Here is a 19,142-nt window from a genome sequence, read left to right on the forward strand (position 1 = left end):
ATGAATATATTCCCTGCCCTTTGTCGACGCGAATTTATACAATAAGGTCATAAGTTGAACCACAAACAAACCATCACAGCTTATAGGGGGATTGCAATGAAAAAGTTCATGTCGATGATTACGGTAATCGGGTTAGCCGGGGGATTGCTGGCGGGCTGCGGAACTAAGGCAGATGATAAGGCGGTAGCATCACCAAAACAGAGTGCGCCGGTGAAGAAGGTTACGCTGAACTTACTGCAAAGCAAGGTGGAAATATCGGATCAGGTCAAGCAGATGGCAGCGGATTATTCGAATGAGAACCCGAACGTGACGATTGAGACGCAATTAAGTGCGGACCTTGACACGCTGCTTAAGACCCGATTTGCTTCGGGAGAGGAGCCGGATATCTTTTTCGCCAAAAGCTATAGTGGGGTGAAGGATTGGAAAGAGCGTCTGCTCGACTTGTCGAATGAGCCGTGGATGAGCCAAGTACAGCCTTTCGCAGAGCCGGGCATGACGGTAGATGGAAAGAAGTACGGCTTCCCTAGTGCGATTGAAGGCTATGGTTTTGTATATAACAAGGAGCTGTTCGCTAAAGCGGGCATCGAGAAGGTTCCTGTGACACTGACAGAGCTTAAGCAAGTAAACGAGAAGCTGAAAGCGGCAGGTATTGCCTCCTTCTCTGAAGGTTACAAGGAAACATGGGTGCTCGGACGACATTTGTTTAATCTGCCGTTCGCTTATATGACCGATCCGCAAGGAAATGTTGATAAAATCAACGCTGGCACGATGAAAATTAAAGATATGCCGACGTTAGACAGCTTCTTCGAGATCCTGGATATGACGATTAAGTATGGCAAGGGCGCCGAATCGGTTGGAATCAGCTACGACAATCAAGTAGCTAACTTCGCCTCGGGCAAGTCTGCCATGATGCAACAGGGTGTGTGGGCGATCGATCCGATTTTGAAGATTAACCCTAACATCAAGATGGGCATGTTCGCGGTGCCGTTCACAGACAATGAGAAGGAAACCAAGCTCCCTGTAGGCGTTCCTGCGTACTACGTAATCAACAAAAATTCCAAAAATGTGGAGGAAGCGAAGAAATTCCTTATCTGGCTGCACAAGAATGGTCAAAAATATTTGGTCGATTCCATGCGCATGATTCCTGCGTTCAAAGATATGAAAGCAACCGACGAGCTGGGACCATTAGCAAAAGATATGACCGCATATGTAGACAAGAATCAGACGATTCCTTTCGCTCATCTGCTCTGGCCGTCCGGTATGGATAAGCAATTTGCGAGACCGCTGCAGGCCTATGTTGGCGGACAATTCCCGAGAGATCAAGTGTTGGCTGAAGTGCAGAAGATGTGGGATTCCACGATCAAGAAATAAATGTATCCTGTTCGCGGCCGGCGCATGACCATCTCTTACGATGGATCGGCAGTCGGCCGCTGTACGATAGAAGTGAAAAAACCGGAGAAGAGGTGAACAGAAATGAACACAATGTCCGCGAGAAAATGGTTAACTTATAGCGCCTTTGTCTCCCCGGCGGTCCTGTTTTTTGCAATAATCATTGTAGGGCCCTTCTGCAAGGCTGTCTTGTTTTCCTTTCAGGATTGGAACGGCATCAGCGCGGATATCAAGTGGGTCGGCTGGGGCAATTTCGAGCGTCTGATGAAAGATATGGATTATATCAAATCATTTACGTTTACAATGAAATTCGTTATTGTCGGTACGATTCTGACGAATCTGGTTGGATTCGCCTTAGCGCTGGTGCTAAACATGGCTTTGAAAACCCGAAATATGCTGCGCACCGTCTTTTTCATGCCGCACGTCATTGGATCGTTGATCATCGGTTTCATTTGGCAGTTCATTATTACCCAAGTATTTCCCAATATCGCCGCATTTACCGGATGGGACTTGTTCGCGAAGAACTGGCTCAGCCTGCCTAACTATGCCTTCTTGTCTTTGGTGCTCGTGACGGTGTGGCATTATTCCGGTTACCTGATGGTCATTTATTTGGCCGCCTTGCAAGGAATTCCGAAAGACCTGCTGGAAGCTGCGGAGATTGACGGCGCAACGGCTGGCAAGCGGTTATGGCACATCATCGTGCCGTTGGTTCGTCCGGCTGTAACGGTATGTTTGTTTCTGGCGATATCGCATGGCTTCAAGGTGTTCGACATGAACTTCGCTTTGACGAAGGGTGGACCGTTTGGAACGACGGAATCGCTCGCCCTGCACATCTACATGGATGCATTTAGTAAAAATGAATATACGTATGCCTCGGCGAAGGCTGTGGTGTTCTTCCTAATATTGGCTTCCGTTACGCTTGTGCAAGTGTTCACGATGAAACGCAAGGAGGTGGAAATGTAATGACTTCAGGCAAAATTGCAGGGAAGTTCGCGCTCGAGTTGATCATGATCGGATTAGGTATCCTGTTTTTCCTCCCGCTGTATTTGACGTTCGTCAATGCGTTCAAAAAGTATGATGAAGTACTGCTTTCCACCGCCTCGTTACCGAAGCATATTCGGCTTGATAATTTTGTAACGGTCTGGAATCAAATTCAGTTTCCTACTGTGTTTCTGAACTCGCTTATCATTACGGTGGTTAGTGTACTTGGTATTCTTCTGATCGGTTCGGCTGCAGCGTATCAGCTTGTGAGGAATCCGGGTAAGCTTAGCAACACAATTTTTCTCGGGATACTCGCTTCCATGGTGATTCCTTTTCAAACGATGATGATTCCGCTCGTTAGTGTAGCTAAGGATTTTCATCTGATTAACTCGATCATCGGCATTATTGTGATGTATGTCGGATTTGGTACGCCGCTCGCGCTGTTCCTGTACCACGGGTTCGTCAAGGGCATTCCGCTGGAACTAGAGGAGGCGGCCACAATGGATGGCTGTACGCCCGCCGGTATTTATTTCCGTATTTTGCTGCCTCTGCTCAAGCCTATTACTTCCACAATTGCTATTTTGCATACGCTTTGGATTTGGAACGATTTTCTGCTTCCGTTTATTATGCTCAGCTCGAAGGCGAAGAAAACGATACCGCTTGCCTCTTACATCTATTTCGGTGAGTACACGAACGAATGGCAGCTCGGGCTTGCAGCGCTAACGATGGCGATTATTCCAGTGTTGATCTTCTTCCTGTTTATGCAAAGATTCATCATTCAAGGCGTTATGGCCGGTGCGGTAAAAGGGTAAAAAGGTTGTCGTCGGGGATGCCGAGCATGGACAAATAACGATAATTGGAAAAAAGGGGACTGTGGACGTATGAATAAAATAAAAATTGGCGTGATCGGTTGCGGAAAAATCGCACAGCGCAGACATTTGCCAGAATACGCCAATCTGGAGCAAGTGGAGATCGTAGCGGTGTGCGATATTCATGAGGGAAGGGCGAGCGAGATGGCTGCCTTGTATGGAGCGGTGGCATATACGGATTATCGAGAGCTGCTTGAGCATGAAAGGTTGGATGCTGTGAGCGTCTGCTTGCCGAATGCGCTGCATGGTCCTGTGACGGTGGCGGCGCTTGAAGCAGGTAAGCATGTGCTTTGCGAGAAGCCGATGGCAACCTCCAAGCAGGAAGCGGAGGCGATGATTGCTGCACGCAACCGGAGCGGAAAGCTGCTTATGATCGGGCACAATCAGCGGCTCATGCTGCCGCACAAGAAAGCGAAGGAGATTTTGTCGAGCGGATTATTGGGGCGTGTGCTGACGTTCCGAACGGCGTTTGGCCACAGTGGCCCTGAATCTTGGAGCGTGGAAGGCGCGGGAGGCTGGTTTTTCCAAAAATCGCAAGCTTTCATAGGCGCGATGGGCGATCTGGGCGTACACAAGACCGATTTGATTCGCTATTTGTTGGGTGAGGAGATCACGGAGGTAGGCGCCTTCGTCGATACGCTGGAGAAGGAGAACACCGATGTTGATGACAATGCCGTCTGTATTCTGAAGACCAAGAGCGGAATCATCGGCACGTTGGCTGCGAGCTGGACTTATAAGCCGAAAGAGAGCAATGCCACGGTATTTTACTGTGAAAGAGGTACGCTGCGCCTGATTGAGGACCCGGATTATAATGTGGTCGTCGAGATGAAAGATGGGGAGCGAGTCCTCTATGAAGTCGGGCGGGTTTCGACGAATGACAAGCAGACGGAGAGCGGTATCATCCGCGCGTTCGTAGAGTGTATAGAAAGCGGAACGAAGCCATTGATCTCGGGCGAGGAAGGGCTGAGATCGCTGCAAGTGATCCTGGCTGCTTTGGAATCGTCGGTAACAGGAATGATTGTGAAGATTTCATAAAAGCTAATAAGATGGCTTGCGAAGGAGAGAGCATACGTGATTAAAGTTACGATATGGAACGAGTTCATCATGAGAAGGTAAACCCGAAGGTGATGGAGGTTTATCCGCACGGTATTCACCAAGCGCTGGCTGATGGTCTTGCAGGGGAAGCGTTCGAACTTCGAACCGCTACGCTTGAGCAGCCTGAGCACGGATTGACAGAGGACGTATTGAACGATACTGACGTGCTCATCTGGTGGGGGCATAAAGCACACCGTCTGGTGGCGGACGAGATCGTGGACCGCGTGCACGCCCGCGTGCTGCAAGGGATGGGACTGATCGTGCTGCATTCCGGCCACTTCTCCAAAATATTCAAGAAGCTCATGGGCACAAGCTGCGATTTGCGTTGGCGCGAAGCGGACGATAAAGAACGCATCTGGGTAGTTGACCCATCGCATCCTATCGTCGAAGGTTTAGGTTCCTATTTCGAGTTGGAGCGTGAGGAGATGTATGGAGAGCATTTCGACATTCCCGCGCCGGATGAGTTGATCCTCGTAAGCTGGTTTGAAGGCGGCGAGGTGTTCCGAAGCGGCTGCACGTATCACCGTGGACAAGGAAAGATCTTCTACTTCCGTCCCGGACACGAAACGTATCCGACCTACTACAATCGAGATGTCCTCAAGGTAATTTCTAATGGAATCAAATGGGCTGCTCCTGTACAGACGGCTAAGCCCGTGTATGGTAAGTCCGAGCCACTCGAGTCGATCGCTCCGAAATCATCGACGAAAGTTGTGTGATTCCTATGCTGATAGTTGCGTCAATGCTGCTAATGGGCTTGTTTCTTGGATTCACCGGAACCGGCGGATCGGGGCTCATTATCGCAATTCTGGTGACAATCTTCCATGTTCCGGTTCATACGGCTCTTGGGACCTCGATTACGGCGATGATCTTTACGATGATATCCGGCGTGTATAGCCATATCCGTGAAGGAAACGTAAAGCTTCGTACCGGCATCATCTTCGGCCTGATAGGATCCATTGGCGCTTATTCAGGGACATGGATAGCTCGCTGGATTCCAGAAGGTACACTCGTCTGGATGACGGGTGCGATGCTCGCCGTATGCGGTATCCTCATTTGGATGAAGACGCGGATGGCATTCACTGGCGATATGGTCGAGCTGCCGCTCAACTCCGCCCGCTTCTGGGTGCTGGCGCTGGGTATCGGCTTAGGCTGCGGCCTCATCTCTGGCGTATTCGGCATCGGCTCCACGCCGTTTATCCAGCTGGCGCTGCTCACTTTTCTCCGCTTTCCGATTTCGCTGGTCGCCGGCACGACGATGCTCATTATCCTGCCGATCGCCGTCGCCGGAGCGCTGGGCTACTCGCAAGCGGGCTTCCTCGATGTCGCGCTACTCGTGAAGGTTGTCGTCGGTACTGTCGTTGGCTCCTACATAGGCGCCAAGTTTACGCGACGATTGCCGGTCGCATGGCTGCGCTACTCTATGATCGTCCTGCCGTTCGTTGGCGCCGCCTTGTTGTTTCTTGGCTAACGGCTGTTGCATGAGCCTGCATAAGTTTATCCGCAAACGCCTTAGGGGTCTCGGATAAACTTTTTTGCTTTTCACTGGCAGCTCCGCTCCCCGCATCCCCCGTGTATCTTGGTTAGAATAAGGGGGTGATAACCAAGAAAATTGTAGTAATGGCATCATGTGAATTGGGACTTGCCTGTCTCGCCTGCAATTGGAGAACTATTGGCTAGGCAAGCGGACACAGCAGCCGTTACTTGCCCTTGATCCCTCGCCATGCGCCTGTTTGCGGACACAGGGGAGGGTAACGGCCATGGAATCGTGGAAATCGACCCATTTGCACTCGAATAACGGCGCTTGTGTCCGCCAAAGCTCCCAATAAGCCGTTCGAGGCGATAATAACGGCTCCTCGGTCCTCTTCCGTATCCGCTTTCTTTCGTCAAGCACTGATTCCCATGGTTGAGCCGAAAATTTTAACGTTTATTTGCTGGGGCCCGTAGGAAATTAGATTTGGGATCTGAGCAATTAATTGATTTTATGACTAAGGAACTGATACCCTATAGGTATAACAATGCCATAGAAGACGCCAGGCAACAAATGAACGAAAAGATGAGTCAGATAGAGATGAAATCGGCACAGACATTAATCGGTCCTAAGTCTCGTCATCCGACAAGACTTAGTTAAATATAGCGCCCCTATCTGGAGGGGAATTCCGTGTCTCTTCCTATAGAAAGGACTTCCACAATGAATTTTCATTTGACAGAAAAGGTTATTAAGCTGATGTGTGGCCAGACCTCTTATGATAAGGGGGAAGTCTATTATCGGGCAGGAAAAGTAACCATTACAGATTACGATACAGAGACCGCTACCTATGAAGCCGTAGTGAAGGCAAATGGTAAGGAAGAGGTCACTATTAAGCTCCATGATAACAAGGATCTGGAGGCGAAATGCAGTTGTCCGACTCTGGCTTCCTATGATAAATATTGTTCCCATGTTGCAGCTGTACTGTTGAATATCCAACACAATCAGAGCGGCTTATCCGCTTCAGCTGCCCGTTCACACCGTTCTGGGAAGCAGTCGGAGGATAGCTCCTCGGAGGGAAATCTGCAAGATGAAACTGGCTTTGGGGATTCTCCAAGCAGCTCAGCTAAGGATGCAAAACTGCTTACAGGCATTTTGGGACTTTTCAATGATAAGCCACTACGTCCAAGTCATACGAGGAATCTTTTTGATACAAGAGAGCCCCTTGATGTTGAGTTTATTTGTAAACCACTCTCCTATGGCAATCAGAAATACATGTTCGCCATCGAAATGAAAGTCGGACCGAAGCGGCTCTATATGGTTCAGAAATTAAGAGAGTTTCTAGATCGGATAGAGCAGAGGGAACCCTTTACTTTTACAAAGCAGTTCACCTACGATCCGGAGCTGCATAGCTTCCATCCTGATAATGATGCGGTCATCAGAGCCCTTATTCAAATTGATAATAACGAAAAAATATACCGCGAAAGCTCCAGCATCTTTCAGCGATATGCCAGTCAACGCGATCGTGATCGGATGCTGCCGATAGCTCCATCGTCTTGGGCAGATGTACATGCCCTTCTGACGAAGGCTCCAATGGTTAAGCTTGAACAGGAGGGCAGCTACTATGAAGGTGTGCAGTTGTCTGAGGAAATACTTCCACTGCGATATGAATTCGAGCAAGGGCAAGTCAGTGAGGGCTATCAGTTGGAAGTCCATGGCTTAGACCAAATCATCGTTATGGATGCTTATGGAGTCGTCATATCCCAAGGTAAGTTATTGAAGCTGCCGAGCGAGCAGTGCAGCCGTCTATCTATGCTCAAGCAAATGCTTGAAGCTTCCCAAACGCAGCAAATCCAGATTGGGATTGAACAGATAGAACCTTTTATGGAGAAAGTGATACCTGGTTTAATGAAGCTGGGCAGTGTTCATATTGCCGAGAACGTGTCCAATCGCATGGTGCAAACGCCGCTAAAGGCGAAGCTATATCTGGATCGGGTAAGGGACAGGCTGCTTGCAGGTCTAGAGTTCCATTATGGCAGTATCGTTATTAATCCATTAGAAGGAACTGGTCAGACGGATGGTAAGGATCGCATTCTTATGCGGGACGGGGAGCACGAAAGACGGATCCTGGAGCTTATGGAGCAAGGGGGCTTTACGAATACGGAAGGCGGATATTTTTTGAATGATGAGGATGCGGAATATGAATTTTTGTACCGCATCATTCCACAGCTGGAGAAGCTAGCCCATGTTTATGCGACCTCGGCTGTGAAGTCAAAGCTTCAGACAGGGCTTATGCCGCCAAAGGTCAATGTGAATATCGAAGAACGAACGGACTGGTTAATCTGTCAATTCGAGATAGACGGTATTCCAGACTCAGAAATCCGCAATTTGATAAAGTCGCTGGAAGAGAAACGCAAATTTCACCGGATGCCAAATGGTTCGTTCATGCCGCTGGAAACGGAAGAGTATCAGGAAATCATTCGCTTCATTAATGAAACGGGCATGAGCAAGGGTGAGGTGTTGGAGGCGGCAATTCGTTTTCCTGTAGCGCATGCGCTGCATCTTATGGATTCCCAAAGACAGGGTAACACCATTAAGCTGGGTAAGTCGCTGCGCCAGCTCATAAACAATATGCGCAATCCCGATCATCTAGATTTCCCTATTCCAGCAAGTTTAGAATCTGTCCTTCGGGATTATCAGAAGGTAGGGTTCCAGTGGTTTAAGACGCTTGCTCATTATCATTTTGGCGGTGTTCTAGCTGATGATATGGGACTGGGCAAAACCGTACAGAGTATTGCTTTCCTTGTCTCCGTGCTGCCTGAGATTCGAAAGCAGAAGCAGCCAGCCATCATCGTTTGTCCTGCTTCTCTTGTGTATAATTGGCGCAATGAGCTAAAGAAATTCGCTCCTGATATTCGGGTTGCCATAGCTGATGGCAACCAAGAAGAACGGAATCGTATTCTGAAGAATAGTGCTAAGGTGGATGTGATCATCACTTCCTACCCACTACTACGCAGAGATATTTTGCAAGTAGCGAAGCAAGTTTTTCATACGCTTATTTTGGATGAGGCGCAGTTCTTCAAGAATCATGCCACTCAGACCGCGCAAGCGGTAAAGGCCATTGATGCTAAGTACCGCTTCGCACTAACAGGAACGCCTGTAGAGAACAAATTAGAAGAGTTATGGTCCATCTTTGAAGCTGTGTTCCCGGCATTGTTCCCAAGCAGGAAAGGATTTCAAGATTTGACTCGTGAGACAATAGCAAAGCGGGTTCGACCATTTCTGCTCCGCAGGTTGAAGTCTGATGTGCTGAAGGAACTGCCAGAGAAGATTGAGTCGCTACAAGCCTCTGAACTGCTGCCTGAACAGAAGAAATTGTATGTCGCTTATTTGGCGAAGCTGCAGCAGGAAACCTTGAAGCACTTGGATCAGAAGGATTTTCAGAGGAATCGGATCAAGATTCTAGCGGGGCTAACAAGGCTTCGTCAGCTATGCTGTCATCCCGCTTTGTTCGTTGAGGATTATACTGGAAGTTCGGCCAAATTCGAGCAGCTATTCGAGATGATAGAGGAATGTCGGAGTGCGGGCAGACGCTTGCTCGTGTTCTCTCAGTTTACTGAGATGCTGGGCCTTATTGGTCGGGAGCTCGGCAGCCAAGGGGTGCCCTTCTTCTACTTGGATGGTAAAACTGCAGCCTCTGAGCGTGTTGAATTATGCCATAAATTTAATGAAGGAGAGCGGGATTTGTTCTTGATCTCCTTGAAGGCTGGAGGCACGGGACTTAACCTGACCGGAGCAGATACGGTTATTCTTTATGATCTGTGGTGGAATCCAGCTGTAGAGCAGCAGGCAGCAGATCGTGCCCATCGGATTGGGCAGAAGAAAGTCGTTCAGGTTATTCGGCTTGTGACTCAAGGGACTGTGGAGGACAAGATGTACGAGCTCCAGCAGAAAAAGAAAAACTTGATCGATGAAGTGATTCAACCTGGACAAGAGGCTTTGTCCTCTCTATCAGAGCAGGAAATTCGGGAAATTCTAATGATCGAATAAACAAGGCCGAGTAAAATTCAGGTTCCCTTTCTGAATCTACTCGGTTTTTTCAAAAGCATTTAGCGGACATTGAGCGATAAGGGGTCGATGTCTACAATTACACGGCCCGTAACGGAATGTATGTCCTGACCTAGCAGGCGCACGGCAAGGGATAAAGGGTAAATAACTGCTGCTGTGTCCGCTTGCCTATCCAATCGTTCTATAATCGCAGTCGAGATGGGCGCCTGAATTCACATGGCGTCATTATTCCGGTAAAAACTATAGGGATATAAATAATTAGATTGAGTCTATTCCAATGGTGTTAATCTATGAATAGAATTTTATTCAGATTATTCCAATATATAAACTGTGGTATAATTCTAATATGGATAGGATAACGCCCCTTTTATGAATGAAAAAGCGCACCGTTCTTGTAGGTGAAAAGGTAGAACTAACATATTGACAGAACACAGAACGGCTGATAGTATATAACAAAATCACTAAATACCAAGTGGATAACTTGGTATTTAGTGTAAATATAACCGTCTACCGTACAAAACGGAGACATTCCAAATGAGTTGTTATTTGGAGTGTTCTTCGTTTTTATGTTTTTAACAAGGAGATGAGCGTAATGGCCGAAGCATTATTGAAAATCGAAAATTTGTATAAAACATTTCAAGCGGGCAAAGGGTCAATACAAGCGCTGCACAATATCCAGCTTCAAGTGAAAGAAGGGGAATTCATCACCGTAATCGGTCCAAGTGGTTGTGGGAAAAGCACACTGCTTAAAATTATCGCAGGACTGGATGTTCAACATCAGGGTGATGTTCACCTTGGGGGTCAACCGATTAAAGGGCCGGGCATTGATAAGGGCTTTATATTCCAAGAACCGCGGTTGTTTCCCTGGCTGACTGTAGAAAAAAATATAGCAGCCGACCTTTCGCTAAGAAATCCTGAAGTTCGCAAAAAGGTAGATGAACTTATTGAACTGGTTCGTCTGGAAGGATTTCAAACGTCTTATCCCAGAGAGCTCTCCGGAGGCATGGCCCAACGTGTGGCGATCGCAAGAGCATTGCTTAGAAACCCCAAAGTACTGCTGCTCGATGAACCATTTGGGGCGTTGGATGCTTTTACTAGAACACATATGCAGGAAGTGCTTATTGATATTTGGCAAAAAAATAAAACGACGATGATTTTCGTGACACATGATATTGATGAAGCTATCTATTTGGCCAATCGCGTTGTTATTCTCAAACCGCGACCAGGTGCGATACGTAATATTGTGCCCATTGATTTGCCGGTTCCGAGAAAGAAAACGACGACCTCCTTTCAAGAATTGCGCCTCAAAGTGCTGGGCGAATTTGAAAAGATTGAAGAACTCGAATTAATCGATAGCTCCGGAATTTAGAACAAAGTGGGGGAATCGTCATGAGCCAACAGGGAAAATTAGAATTAGCAGCGTTTGAGCTGGAGCAGGTTCATAAGCCAATAGATTCGGACAAATATCGCAAGATCAAACAACAGGTGAACAGAATTGCCCTTGGCTCTATCCTTCCCTTACTTTTGTTGATCGTGTGGCAAATACTTGGAGACGCAGATATCATATCTTCCTTACTGTTTCCGACACCACTTCGTATTGCGAATGCGGGCATCCGTTTAATACAGACGGGTGAGCTTTTGGATAACTTGAAGATTAGCGTCGTACGAGCATTATCCGGATTTGTATTAGGAGGGAGCTTAGGTCTCGCTTTTGGTGTGCTCGTCGGTTTATTCCGAAAAACAGAGAAAGCGCTAGACCCCACGGTTCAAATGATCCGCATGGTGCCCCATCTAGCCATCGCCCCATTATTTATCTTATGGTTCGGTATCGGTGAATCAGCCAAAATCCTGTTGATCGCGAAAGGAGCCTTCTTTCCACTGTATATCAATGCCTTTGTGGGAATTCGTGGTGTGGATAACAAGCTGTTCGAAGTGACTCGCGTGCTTGACTTTAACCGCTGGAAACAAGTCGTCAAGCTGATATTGCCCGCTGCCCTGCCAAACATTTTATTGGGGGTTCGCATTTCACTCGGTGTATCTTGGTTAGGTTTAGTTGTCGCTGAACTTATGGGATCGACAGCTGGGATCGGTTATCTCATGTCAGATGCCCGACAATTTTCCAAAACGCCGGTGGTCTTCGTAGGTATTCTGATTTTTGCGATCTTCGGAATTTTGTCAGATTCGTTGGTACGTCTACTGGAGCGCAAGTGGTTAGGTTGGCGAGAAAGCTATAAAGGACGCTAAATCTTAGCTTCTGCAGTCCGGTTTCTCAAAAACATGAAGGGGGTATCCGTATGAGCAATAGTGTAAAGGTGTTTGGGCAAACACCACAGTTAATAGATAGAGAAGATAAGTCGGAACGCACACTGCTTCGTTTGAAATGGGTAAAAGAGCGGATGAATGATTTGATTATCGGTTCCATATTGCCGGTGCTGCTGCTTATCATGTGGCAGGTTCTTGGAGACCTAGGTTTGTTTTCTTCCTCCTTTTTGCCGACACCGCTTCGAATCGCCGCTGAATTCAAAACATTAATCGTTTCAGGGGAATTAACGCAGCATTTAGCCATTTCGCTGCAGCGGGCCGCCATCGGATTTCTGATTGGAGGGGCTTTAGGATTATTTTTCGGTTTCCTCGTTGGATTTTTGCAAAGGCTTGAAATACTATTTGATCCGTCCGTTCAAATGCTTCGCATGATTCCGCATCTTGCTGTTGCTCCGCTGATAATTCTCTGGTTTGGTTTTGGAGAAACGTCCAAAATTTTTATTATTGCGAATGGCGCTTTCTTCCCTATGTACATCAACACGTTTTTAGGGATTCGAGGTGTGGATCATAAGCTGTTTGAAGTGGCACAGGTGCTTAATTTCAATAAAACACAGCAGATTTTCAGGCTTATTCTTCCAGCTTCATTGCCTGGTATATTGCTGGGGTTGCGTCTATCGGTCGCGATCTCATGGCTTGGTTTGGTTGTCGCAGAATTAATAGGCTCACAAGAAGGAATTGGGTTCTTAATCAACTATGGCAAGCAACATTCTAGTGCAGAGTTAATTTTTGTAGGAGTTATCATTTTTGCTCTCATTGGGAAATTGGTCGACTCGTGTGTTCGATTGCTAGAGAACAAATGGTTGAACTGGCGAGATAGCTTCCAGGGTTAATGCGAAAATGAGCACTATCCTATTGAAAAATAAAAGACAAAAAGGGGAAATCACAATGAATCAGACAACACGTACAAAAAGAATTCAAAAAGCTCGTCTTACAGGTGGATTATTAGCCATTATTCTTCTTATGCTTTTCACGCAAGCTTGCGGAAATGGCAGCAAAACGGTCTCGACGAGCGCATCTCCCAGTACCACTGCGGCGGGAGCTAAAACGCAGGCTCCGGCTACATTAAATTATGGTTACATCGGAACAAGCAAATTGAATTTTCCTGGCGGCGCAGAAGGTTGGGGCTTCTATAAGGGAATTATTCAGGAAGAACTCAAAAAGTACGGCATTACGGACGTAAAGCTTACGGCATTCCCGAACGGTCCCGACTTGAGTGAATCCTTAATTAGTGGACGCCTCGATTTCGGCAGCCTAGGAGATACGCCAGCGATTCTGGCTAAATCCACAGGTGCCAAAACCAGATTCATTACACAATCAGCAACAGACAGTATTGGCTATTTAATCGGTAAAAAGAATGGTCCTAAAACGTTGGCTGACTTAAAAGGTAAAACGATAACAACTCAAAAAGGTTCGTTCCATCACCGTTATTTAGCAGGTCTTCTTAAAGAAAACAACATTACCGATGTGAAAATCGTACATATGCTTCGCGTGGATGCGGAAGCCGCATTATCTCGCGGTGAAGTAGATGCGATGACCAATACGGGTGTATTTGCTTTAAAACAGATTGACCAAGGGTTTACATTAATTGACGATGCAACCAAGCACCCGAACTTACTCGGCACAAGCGCAACCGTTGTTACGGAAGATTATTTGAGCAAGAACCCTGATTTTCCTAAAGTGTGGAACGAGATTCGCTTGAAAGCGTTGAATGATCTGAAAGAAAAGCCTGATGACTATTACAAATTTTTGGCGGAATTGAACAATTCTACACCTGAATTGATGCAAAAGGTGAGTCCGATCAGCGGCATCAAAGATGTGCCATTTACGGATGAAGGTATCAAACTTATTGAAGGAACAAAGAAATTCCTTGTTGATGAGAAATTGGCGGAAAAAGATTTTGACCTTAATAAATGGATACTGAAATAGTCGCAGCTTATAGGAATTTAGCAGCTAATGGATAGGCACTTCAAGGGGGTAGGAATATGAGTTCAGCCCAAGTCAAACAATTTGAAGCAGACGTACTCGTTATCGGGGGAGGTCCTGCCGGAGCGTGGTCGGCATGGAGTGCGGCAAAGAAAGGCGCCAAAGTGATTTTGGTTGATAAAGGCTACCTTGGGTCAAGCGGAGCTACTGCGCCTGGAGGCACAAACCTGCTTTATCTTCCTCCAGATAAAGAATTGCGTGAGAAGGCGGTACAGCAGCGTTATAAGGAAAGCGGCTATTTGGCTGAACCCGAATGGATTCATCGTGTTTTGGATCAGGTCTATGAGAGCTTGGTATTGGTTGAAAGCTGGGGCTATCCGTTTCGTCGCGATGAGGACGGCGTTCCGCTTCGCGATCATTTACAAGGTCCGGAATATATGAAATTAATGCGTCGCCAGGTCAGCCGTGCAGGTGTGAAAATTTTGGATCAGTCTCCTGCGCTTGAGCTACTGGTTGATGAAAATGGTGTTGGCGGCGCAAGGGGCATCTCTCGATTGGACGATACCGAATGGGAAGTCCGCGCGAATGCAGTCGTTATCGCCACCGGCGGTTGCGCTTTTCTGAGCAAGGGATTAGGCTGCAACGTGCTAACGGGTGATGGTTTGCTCATGGCGACGGAGCTTGGCGCCGAATTGTCCGGGATGGAGTTTACCAGACAGTACGCGCCAAGCGCTGAATTCGGAACAGTTACCCGAGGCAGGCTGCTTAATTGGGCTACCTATACATCGGAGGATGGTACGGTTTTACAAGGCGGTGGGCCAAGGGCTGGGGATTTCCTGCCTACTATGCTGAGTAAAGGCAGGGTTTATGCCGTGCTCAATCATGCAGATACCGAGGAAAAACAGCAAATCCTGCGAAAGTCGCATGCGATTTTCTTTCTTCCGCTGGATCGCGCAGGCATTGATCCATTCAAAGAACGGTTCCCGCTCACGCTTCGTTATGAAGGAACGGTTCGCGGAACGGGCGGCATTCGTTTGACGGATGAGCACTGCGCATCCACCGTTCAAGGTCTTTATGCCGCCGGAGATGCAGCCACCCGTGAACGCGTCACGGGGGCGAAGTCAGGAGGAGGCGCGTTCAACGCCTCCTGGGCTATCTCCTCCGGCACATGGTCCGGTGCCGGTGCAGCCGCTTATGCGCTGGCACAAAGTCGAAGCGCAGGGGAGAGGAATCTCCGTCCGGCTGGCCGTTACGGCCTGGAAGCTCAGGCGGAGTCAGCGGTGGAGATTGATACCGCTGCTCTCGTGAAAGCCGTCCAGCAGGAGGTTTTTCCGCTGGATATCAATTATTTCCGAAGTGAGCCCGTGATTCGCCAGTCGCTCGAACGCCTTAACGGCTTATGGGCGAGCTTGAATGGAAGCGTTCAGCCAACCGTACAAGGCCGCGTGCGTACCAGAGAAGTTGCATCAATGATTGCTACGGCACGGTGGATGTACACAGCCGCTCTAGAACGCAAAGAGACGCGAGGCTTGCATATGCTCAAAGAATATCCGGAGACCGATCCCACTCAGCAGTATCGGCTAATTGTATCGGGCATCGATGATATTCATATTCGTAAAGAAGATCAGGTATCGGCTAGACAGGAGGCAACTACCCTATGATAGAATTCGTGAGCTCCGAACGATGCGTGTCTTGTTCCTTGTGTGTCAAAGTGTGCCCGACGAATGTCTTTGATCAAGGTGCGGGTGGCATACCGGTTATTGCTAGACAAGAAGATTGCCAGACTTGCTTTATCTGCGAAGCCTATTGTCCTGTTGATGCCTTATACGTGTCCCCTTTTGCTGACCCGCTTGAAACTGCGCCTCTAGAGGAACAATTAGTGGAAGCGAACCTTCTCGGCAGCTGGCGGGAAACGCTGGGCTGGGGCAAAGGGCGTGTCAAGCTGGCAGAAATTGATACGACACCTTTCATCGATCGCATATTACCTCCTCGTCGAATAGGTTAATGCAATTTATTTCATTATTTGGGATAAAGCATGAGAATTAGGTCACTCTAAATCTATCGTCCCTTGTGTGACGAATGATGCTGATGACGAGGAGTGAACGTAAACTCATGTTAAAGGGCAACAAAACTATCTGGATCGTATTGCTTTGTATCGCCTTATTCTTCTCATCCACAACGACCGCTTTTGCTTATGGCAAAGGCGCGAAAGGTCCTGATGTGTACGCGGTACAAGGGATGTTGAAATCCCTTGGCTACTATGCAGGACCCATTACAGGCTATTATGGGAACCAAACACAAGCCGGTGTGAAGTCATTCCAAAGCAGATATGGATTACCTGTGACAGGAAATGTAGATGATCAAACACTGCAATCTATTCTTTGGGCCTATGGGAATTTGAAAATTGCCAAGAAGGCACCGACGCCAACGCCGACACCTGCGCCAACGCAGCCGCCTGCTTCGCCGAACCCGGCTCCGGAGCCGCAAGCTCCTACAACACCAAACTTGACTGTGGAAGAGCAGCAAATGTTGGATTTGGTCAATAAAGAGCGTTCAGTGGCAGGTCTTGCACCTTACGCGGTTGATTTGGAATTGACCAAAACGGCGAGACTCAAGAGTCAGGATATGAATGATAATAAATATTTCTCCCATGATTCGCCAACCTATGGTACACCATTCGATATGATGGAAAAGTTCGGTATTACCTACAACGCAGCAGGAGAAAATATTGCTTGCAATCAAGATGTGCAAGCTGCGCATGAATCATTGATGAATTCGACCGGCCATAAGGCAAATATTTTGAGCAAGGACTATACCCAAATCGGGATCGGCATTATGGATGGCGGTCCTTGCGGTAAAATGTTCACGCAGCAGTTCATAGGTAAATGAAGAGAATAGAGAGTCTGGCCACTCTGTGGCCGGTAGGAGATGCAAAGAGGACCTAGCGGGTAATCCGGAGGGCACTGAAAAACTTCCGTAATTAAATAGTTTTATCAAAAAAAGACGACTTAAATTCATTTCTTGAATGTTAGAGTCGTCTTTTTTACGATCAACATCGAAATCGGAGCTTGACGAAAGGAAGTAGGGTGCAAGAGGGCCGGGGCTCCATGGACCGACAAACGGACCAAGGAGCCGTTATTGTTGTCTTGAGTGGCCTATTGGGAACTTAGCGGACATCAGCGCTGTTATTCGAGAGATAAGTGGCTGCTGTCTACGAATTCACTGCCCTTAACGGAACGTATGTCCGTAGGGCAGGCGCATAGCGAGGATATAGGACAAATAACGGCTGCTGTGTCCGCTTGCCGATCCAACCTAAAGCCACCATCCGACCTTTAGTCACCAAAAAGTACCCCCTAGAATTCATCGAATTAACTAGATGGTTTTTCCAATGTCTATTCTAAAGGGCACTTCAGGTTATCATTCATTAGTATTTATCGAACTTCATCTTCGATTACAGGGACACATGGTGACAAAAACGGGTCGCTTTGCTCGCTTATATTCCCACGAGCTAATACAATTACACGAAATATATTATTTTTGCCATTTACATCAGTACCATCTCTTATATAGAGTAAGCCATAAGAACCAGGCGCTTTACTCGCAATGAATCTGTATAAGTTTAATAAGTATGGCTCCTCATAGTTATGATTGCTAAAACCAGAGACTAATAAATGAAATTCTCCATTAACAGCACGTATCTGCAAATCACCTTGTCTCCAATTAAGCTCATGAATATACTCTTTTATCTCTTCAATAATTTCATCGATATGTTCTTCCTCCTCAATGAAATAAGAGGCTTCTTGAATAGTTGCCCATCCATGATATTCGTACATATTTCTAAACCTCCTAGATAACTAGAAACACGGTTTTGTATCTATTATTACTTCAATAGCATGCATTGAAACGGATCTATGCTAATGGTTCTCATTCAACAAAGAAATTGGGGTAACTTTGATTAGTTAAAATTACTTTCAAACCAAGGAATTCTGTTCCATTTATGATAAGAACCATTGAATAAATCATACTCTATTATAAAATGGACTTCCGACTTATCATCGTAACTTTCTTCAGGTTCAAACATTTGAATGATTCGGCATATGTATAATCCGTTGCTAATCTCAAAGATACAATCCTTTAAATGATCTTCTGGTAATATGACATCAGAAAATTGCGCTCCCATAGTCAAGCTCTCATAATTAATGAGGCACAACTTATTATCCGTTACTTCGATGATTCCTTCTATATCTCTAAATCCAGTCCGTTCAGTCATTTTATTGTTCACTTCAACACGCCAAGTTCCTTCACTACCAGTACCCCAAAGAAGAAGATTTTTATTATTAATTTGGTGTTTAAAATGATTAATTAATTGCTCCAATTGCCAGTTCTCGTCAACAAAAGAGATGTATGTATGTGGATTCAAAATGCCTAGAAATCCAGAATCGTCAGTAATTTCGAATGTTTTCATAAAAACCTCCATAACATTTCTATTCAAACTGTAACCTGTCAAAAATCTTCACGAAGATTTTAGCAATGTTTCGTGCATCGTCAATTCCTCTATGATGAGTGCCTTCAAGTGAAATGTTCAGCAGTTTCAATGCCTGACCCATACCTACTCCCTTTTCAACTCCAATCATTTTCCCATGTTGATGTTTGATGCTAATATGCTTTTGTATCCATTCGGTTCTGATTTTATGCAATTCACAATCCTTTTTTAACTGAGTCTTATCGTAAAAGCCCCACGAACAAAGAAAATAGTCTTCTTTCCCAATCCAATCTTTAAACGTACTGGTTGCTTGTGGAAAATAGGGTGCTGTTTGGATGTCTTCTTGTTGAATAGAAGTAAGCTTTTTACAAAAATCCGAGAGGATGGGATTCAACTTTGGTTTAATGAATGTTTGAAATTGTTCAACTATTTGCGAATTTTCATTCAATTTTACTGCTCCAATTTCAATAATTTCATTTTGTCTCGTTCTATCATTTTCCCAACAGGTAGCTTCCAAATCAAATACGATATAATTCATTATTTTCTC

The 19,142-nt window shown here is 46.5% G+C and carries 19 protein-coding genes and 1 pseudogene; 16 read left to right on the forward strand and 4 right to left on the reverse strand.

The genetic code is table 11. The features are described from left to right. Positions 1-96 precede the first annotated feature (96 nt). The 6 genes and pseudogenes from FU659_RS07440 to FU659_RS07465 all read left to right on the forward strand — a co-directional run bounded on the left by FU659_RS07440 (position 97) and on the right by FU659_RS07465 (position 5,802). The gene (locus FU659_RS07440) at positions 97-1,371 is read left to right on the forward strand and encodes an ABC transporter substrate-binding protein (RefSeq protein ID WP_147946975.1); all 1,275 of its coding nucleotides are present in this window, start codon (positions 97-99) and stop codon (positions 1,369-1,371) included. A gap of 102 nt (positions 1,372-1,473) precedes the next feature. Then, the gene (locus FU659_RS07445; protein ID WP_147946976.1) at positions 1,474-2,352 is read left to right on the forward strand and encodes a carbohydrate ABC transporter permease; all 879 of its coding nucleotides are present in this window, start codon (positions 1,474-1,476) and stop codon (positions 2,350-2,352) included. Continuing rightward, on the forward strand, positions 2,352-3,182 hold the full coding sequence (locus tag FU659_RS07450; RefSeq protein ID WP_147946977.1) for a carbohydrate ABC transporter permease: 831 nt from the start codon (positions 2,352-2,354) through the stop codon (positions 3,180-3,182). Before FU659_RS07445 ends, FU659_RS07450 begins: the two co-directional genes overlap by 1 nt. A gap of 69 nt (positions 3,183-3,251) precedes the next feature. Beyond that, the gene (locus FU659_RS07455) at positions 3,252-4,274 is read left to right on the forward strand and encodes a Gfo/Idh/MocA family protein (protein WP_147946978.1); all 1,023 of its coding nucleotides are present in this window, start codon (positions 3,252-3,254) and stop codon (positions 4,272-4,274) included. 36 nt (positions 4,275-4,310) lie between these two features. Next, positions 4,311-5,050 (forward strand): annotated as a pseudogene (locus FU659_RS07460) (ThuA domain-containing protein). Positions 5,051-5,073: 23 nt separating this feature from the next. Next, a complete protein-coding gene (locus tag FU659_RS07465; protein ID WP_261807673.1) occupies positions 5,074-5,802 on the forward strand; it encodes a sulfite exporter TauE/SafE family protein in 729 nt (242 codons plus the stop codon). A gap of 155 nt (positions 5,803-5,957) precedes the next feature. Here FU659_RS07465 and FU659_RS07470 read toward each other — a convergent pair whose 3' ends face one another. Then, on the reverse strand, positions 5,958-6,221 hold the full coding sequence (locus tag FU659_RS07470) for a hypothetical protein (protein WP_147946980.1): 264 nt from the start codon (positions 6,219-6,221) through the stop codon (positions 5,958-5,960). 67 nt (positions 6,222-6,288) lie between these two features. Here FU659_RS07470 and FU659_RS38735 point away from each other — a divergent pair, with 67 nt between their 5' ends. The 10 genes from FU659_RS38735 to FU659_RS35230 all read left to right on the forward strand — a co-directional run bounded on the left by FU659_RS38735 (position 6,289) and on the right by FU659_RS35230 (position 17,448). Next, entirely contained in the window at positions 6,289-6,462 is a 174-nt protein-coding gene (locus tag FU659_RS38735; RefSeq protein WP_147946981.1) for a DUF2164 family protein, read from the forward strand. 60 nt (positions 6,463-6,522) lie between these two features. Beyond that, on the forward strand, positions 6,523-9,849 hold the full coding sequence (locus FU659_RS07480) for a DEAD/DEAH box helicase (RefSeq protein WP_147946982.1): 3,327 nt from the start codon (positions 6,523-6,525) through the stop codon (positions 9,847-9,849). 610 nt (positions 9,850-10,459) lie between these two features. Further along, a complete protein-coding gene (locus FU659_RS07485) occupies positions 10,460-11,236 on the forward strand; it encodes an ABC transporter ATP-binding protein (RefSeq protein WP_147946983.1) in 777 nt (258 codons plus the stop codon). Positions 11,237-11,256: 20 nt separating this feature from the next. Continuing rightward, positions 11,257-12,111 carry an ABC transporter permease gene (locus tag FU659_RS07490; protein ID WP_147946984.1) on the forward strand — a complete coding sequence of 285 codons (855 nt, stop codon included), beginning with the start codon at positions 11,257-11,259 and terminating at the stop codon, positions 12,109-12,111. Positions 12,112-12,161: 50 nt separating this feature from the next. Then, positions 12,162-13,019, forward strand: coding sequence for an ABC transporter permease (locus FU659_RS07495; protein ID WP_187273972.1), 858 nt, complete (start codon positions 12,162-12,164; stop codon positions 13,017-13,019). A 55-nt stretch (positions 13,020-13,074) separates the two neighbouring features. After that, a complete protein-coding gene (locus FU659_RS07500; RefSeq protein ID WP_187273973.1) occupies positions 13,075-14,115 on the forward strand; it encodes an ABC transporter substrate-binding protein in 1,041 nt (346 codons plus the stop codon). Between the two features lie 56 nt (positions 14,116-14,171). Then, positions 14,172-15,773: an FAD-dependent oxidoreductase gene (locus tag FU659_RS07505; protein WP_147946985.1), complete on the forward strand. Its 1,602-nt coding sequence runs from the start codon at positions 14,172-14,174 to the stop codon at positions 15,771-15,773. Then, positions 15,770-16,117, forward strand: a complete 348-nt coding sequence (locus FU659_RS07510) for a 4Fe-4S dicluster domain-containing protein (protein ID WP_147946986.1) — start codon at positions 15,770-15,772, stop codon at positions 16,115-16,117. Before FU659_RS07505 ends, FU659_RS07510 begins: the two co-directional genes overlap by 4 nt. A gap of 107 nt (positions 16,118-16,224) precedes the next feature. Continuing rightward, the gene (locus tag FU659_RS07515; protein WP_147946987.1) at positions 16,225-17,001 is read left to right on the forward strand and encodes a peptidoglycan-binding protein; all 777 of its coding nucleotides are present in this window, start codon (positions 16,225-16,227) and stop codon (positions 16,999-17,001) included. Between the two features lie 261 nt (positions 17,002-17,262). Next, a complete protein-coding gene (locus FU659_RS35230; protein ID WP_187273974.1) occupies positions 17,263-17,448 on the forward strand; it encodes a hypothetical protein in 186 nt (61 codons plus the stop codon). A 95-nt stretch (positions 17,449-17,543) separates the two neighbouring features. Here the strand turns inward: FU659_RS35230 and FU659_RS07520 are convergent, their stop codons facing one another. From FU659_RS07520 to FU659_RS07530, 3 genes are all read right to left on the reverse strand, one after another. Then, positions 17,544-17,945: an Imm7 family immunity protein gene (locus FU659_RS07520; protein WP_147946988.1), complete on the reverse strand. Its 402-nt coding sequence runs from the start codon at positions 17,943-17,945 to the stop codon at positions 17,544-17,546. A 122-nt stretch (positions 17,946-18,067) separates the two neighbouring features. Continuing rightward, positions 18,068-18,577 (reverse strand): hypothetical protein, encoded by a 510-nt coding sequence (locus FU659_RS07525; RefSeq protein WP_147946989.1) that lies wholly within the window; start codon positions 18,575-18,577, stop codon positions 18,068-18,070. 19 nt (positions 18,578-18,596) lie between these two features. After that, entirely contained in the window at positions 18,597-19,133 is a 537-nt protein-coding gene (locus FU659_RS07530) for a 3'-5' exonuclease (protein ID WP_147946990.1), read from the reverse strand. Positions 19,134-19,142: the final 9 nt, after the last annotated feature.

Origin of the sequence: Paenibacillus sp. N3.4, assembly GCF_008017805.1 — a bacterium.
Taxonomy (GTDB): Bacteria; Bacillota; Bacilli; order Paenibacillales; family NBRC-103111; genus Paenibacillus_E.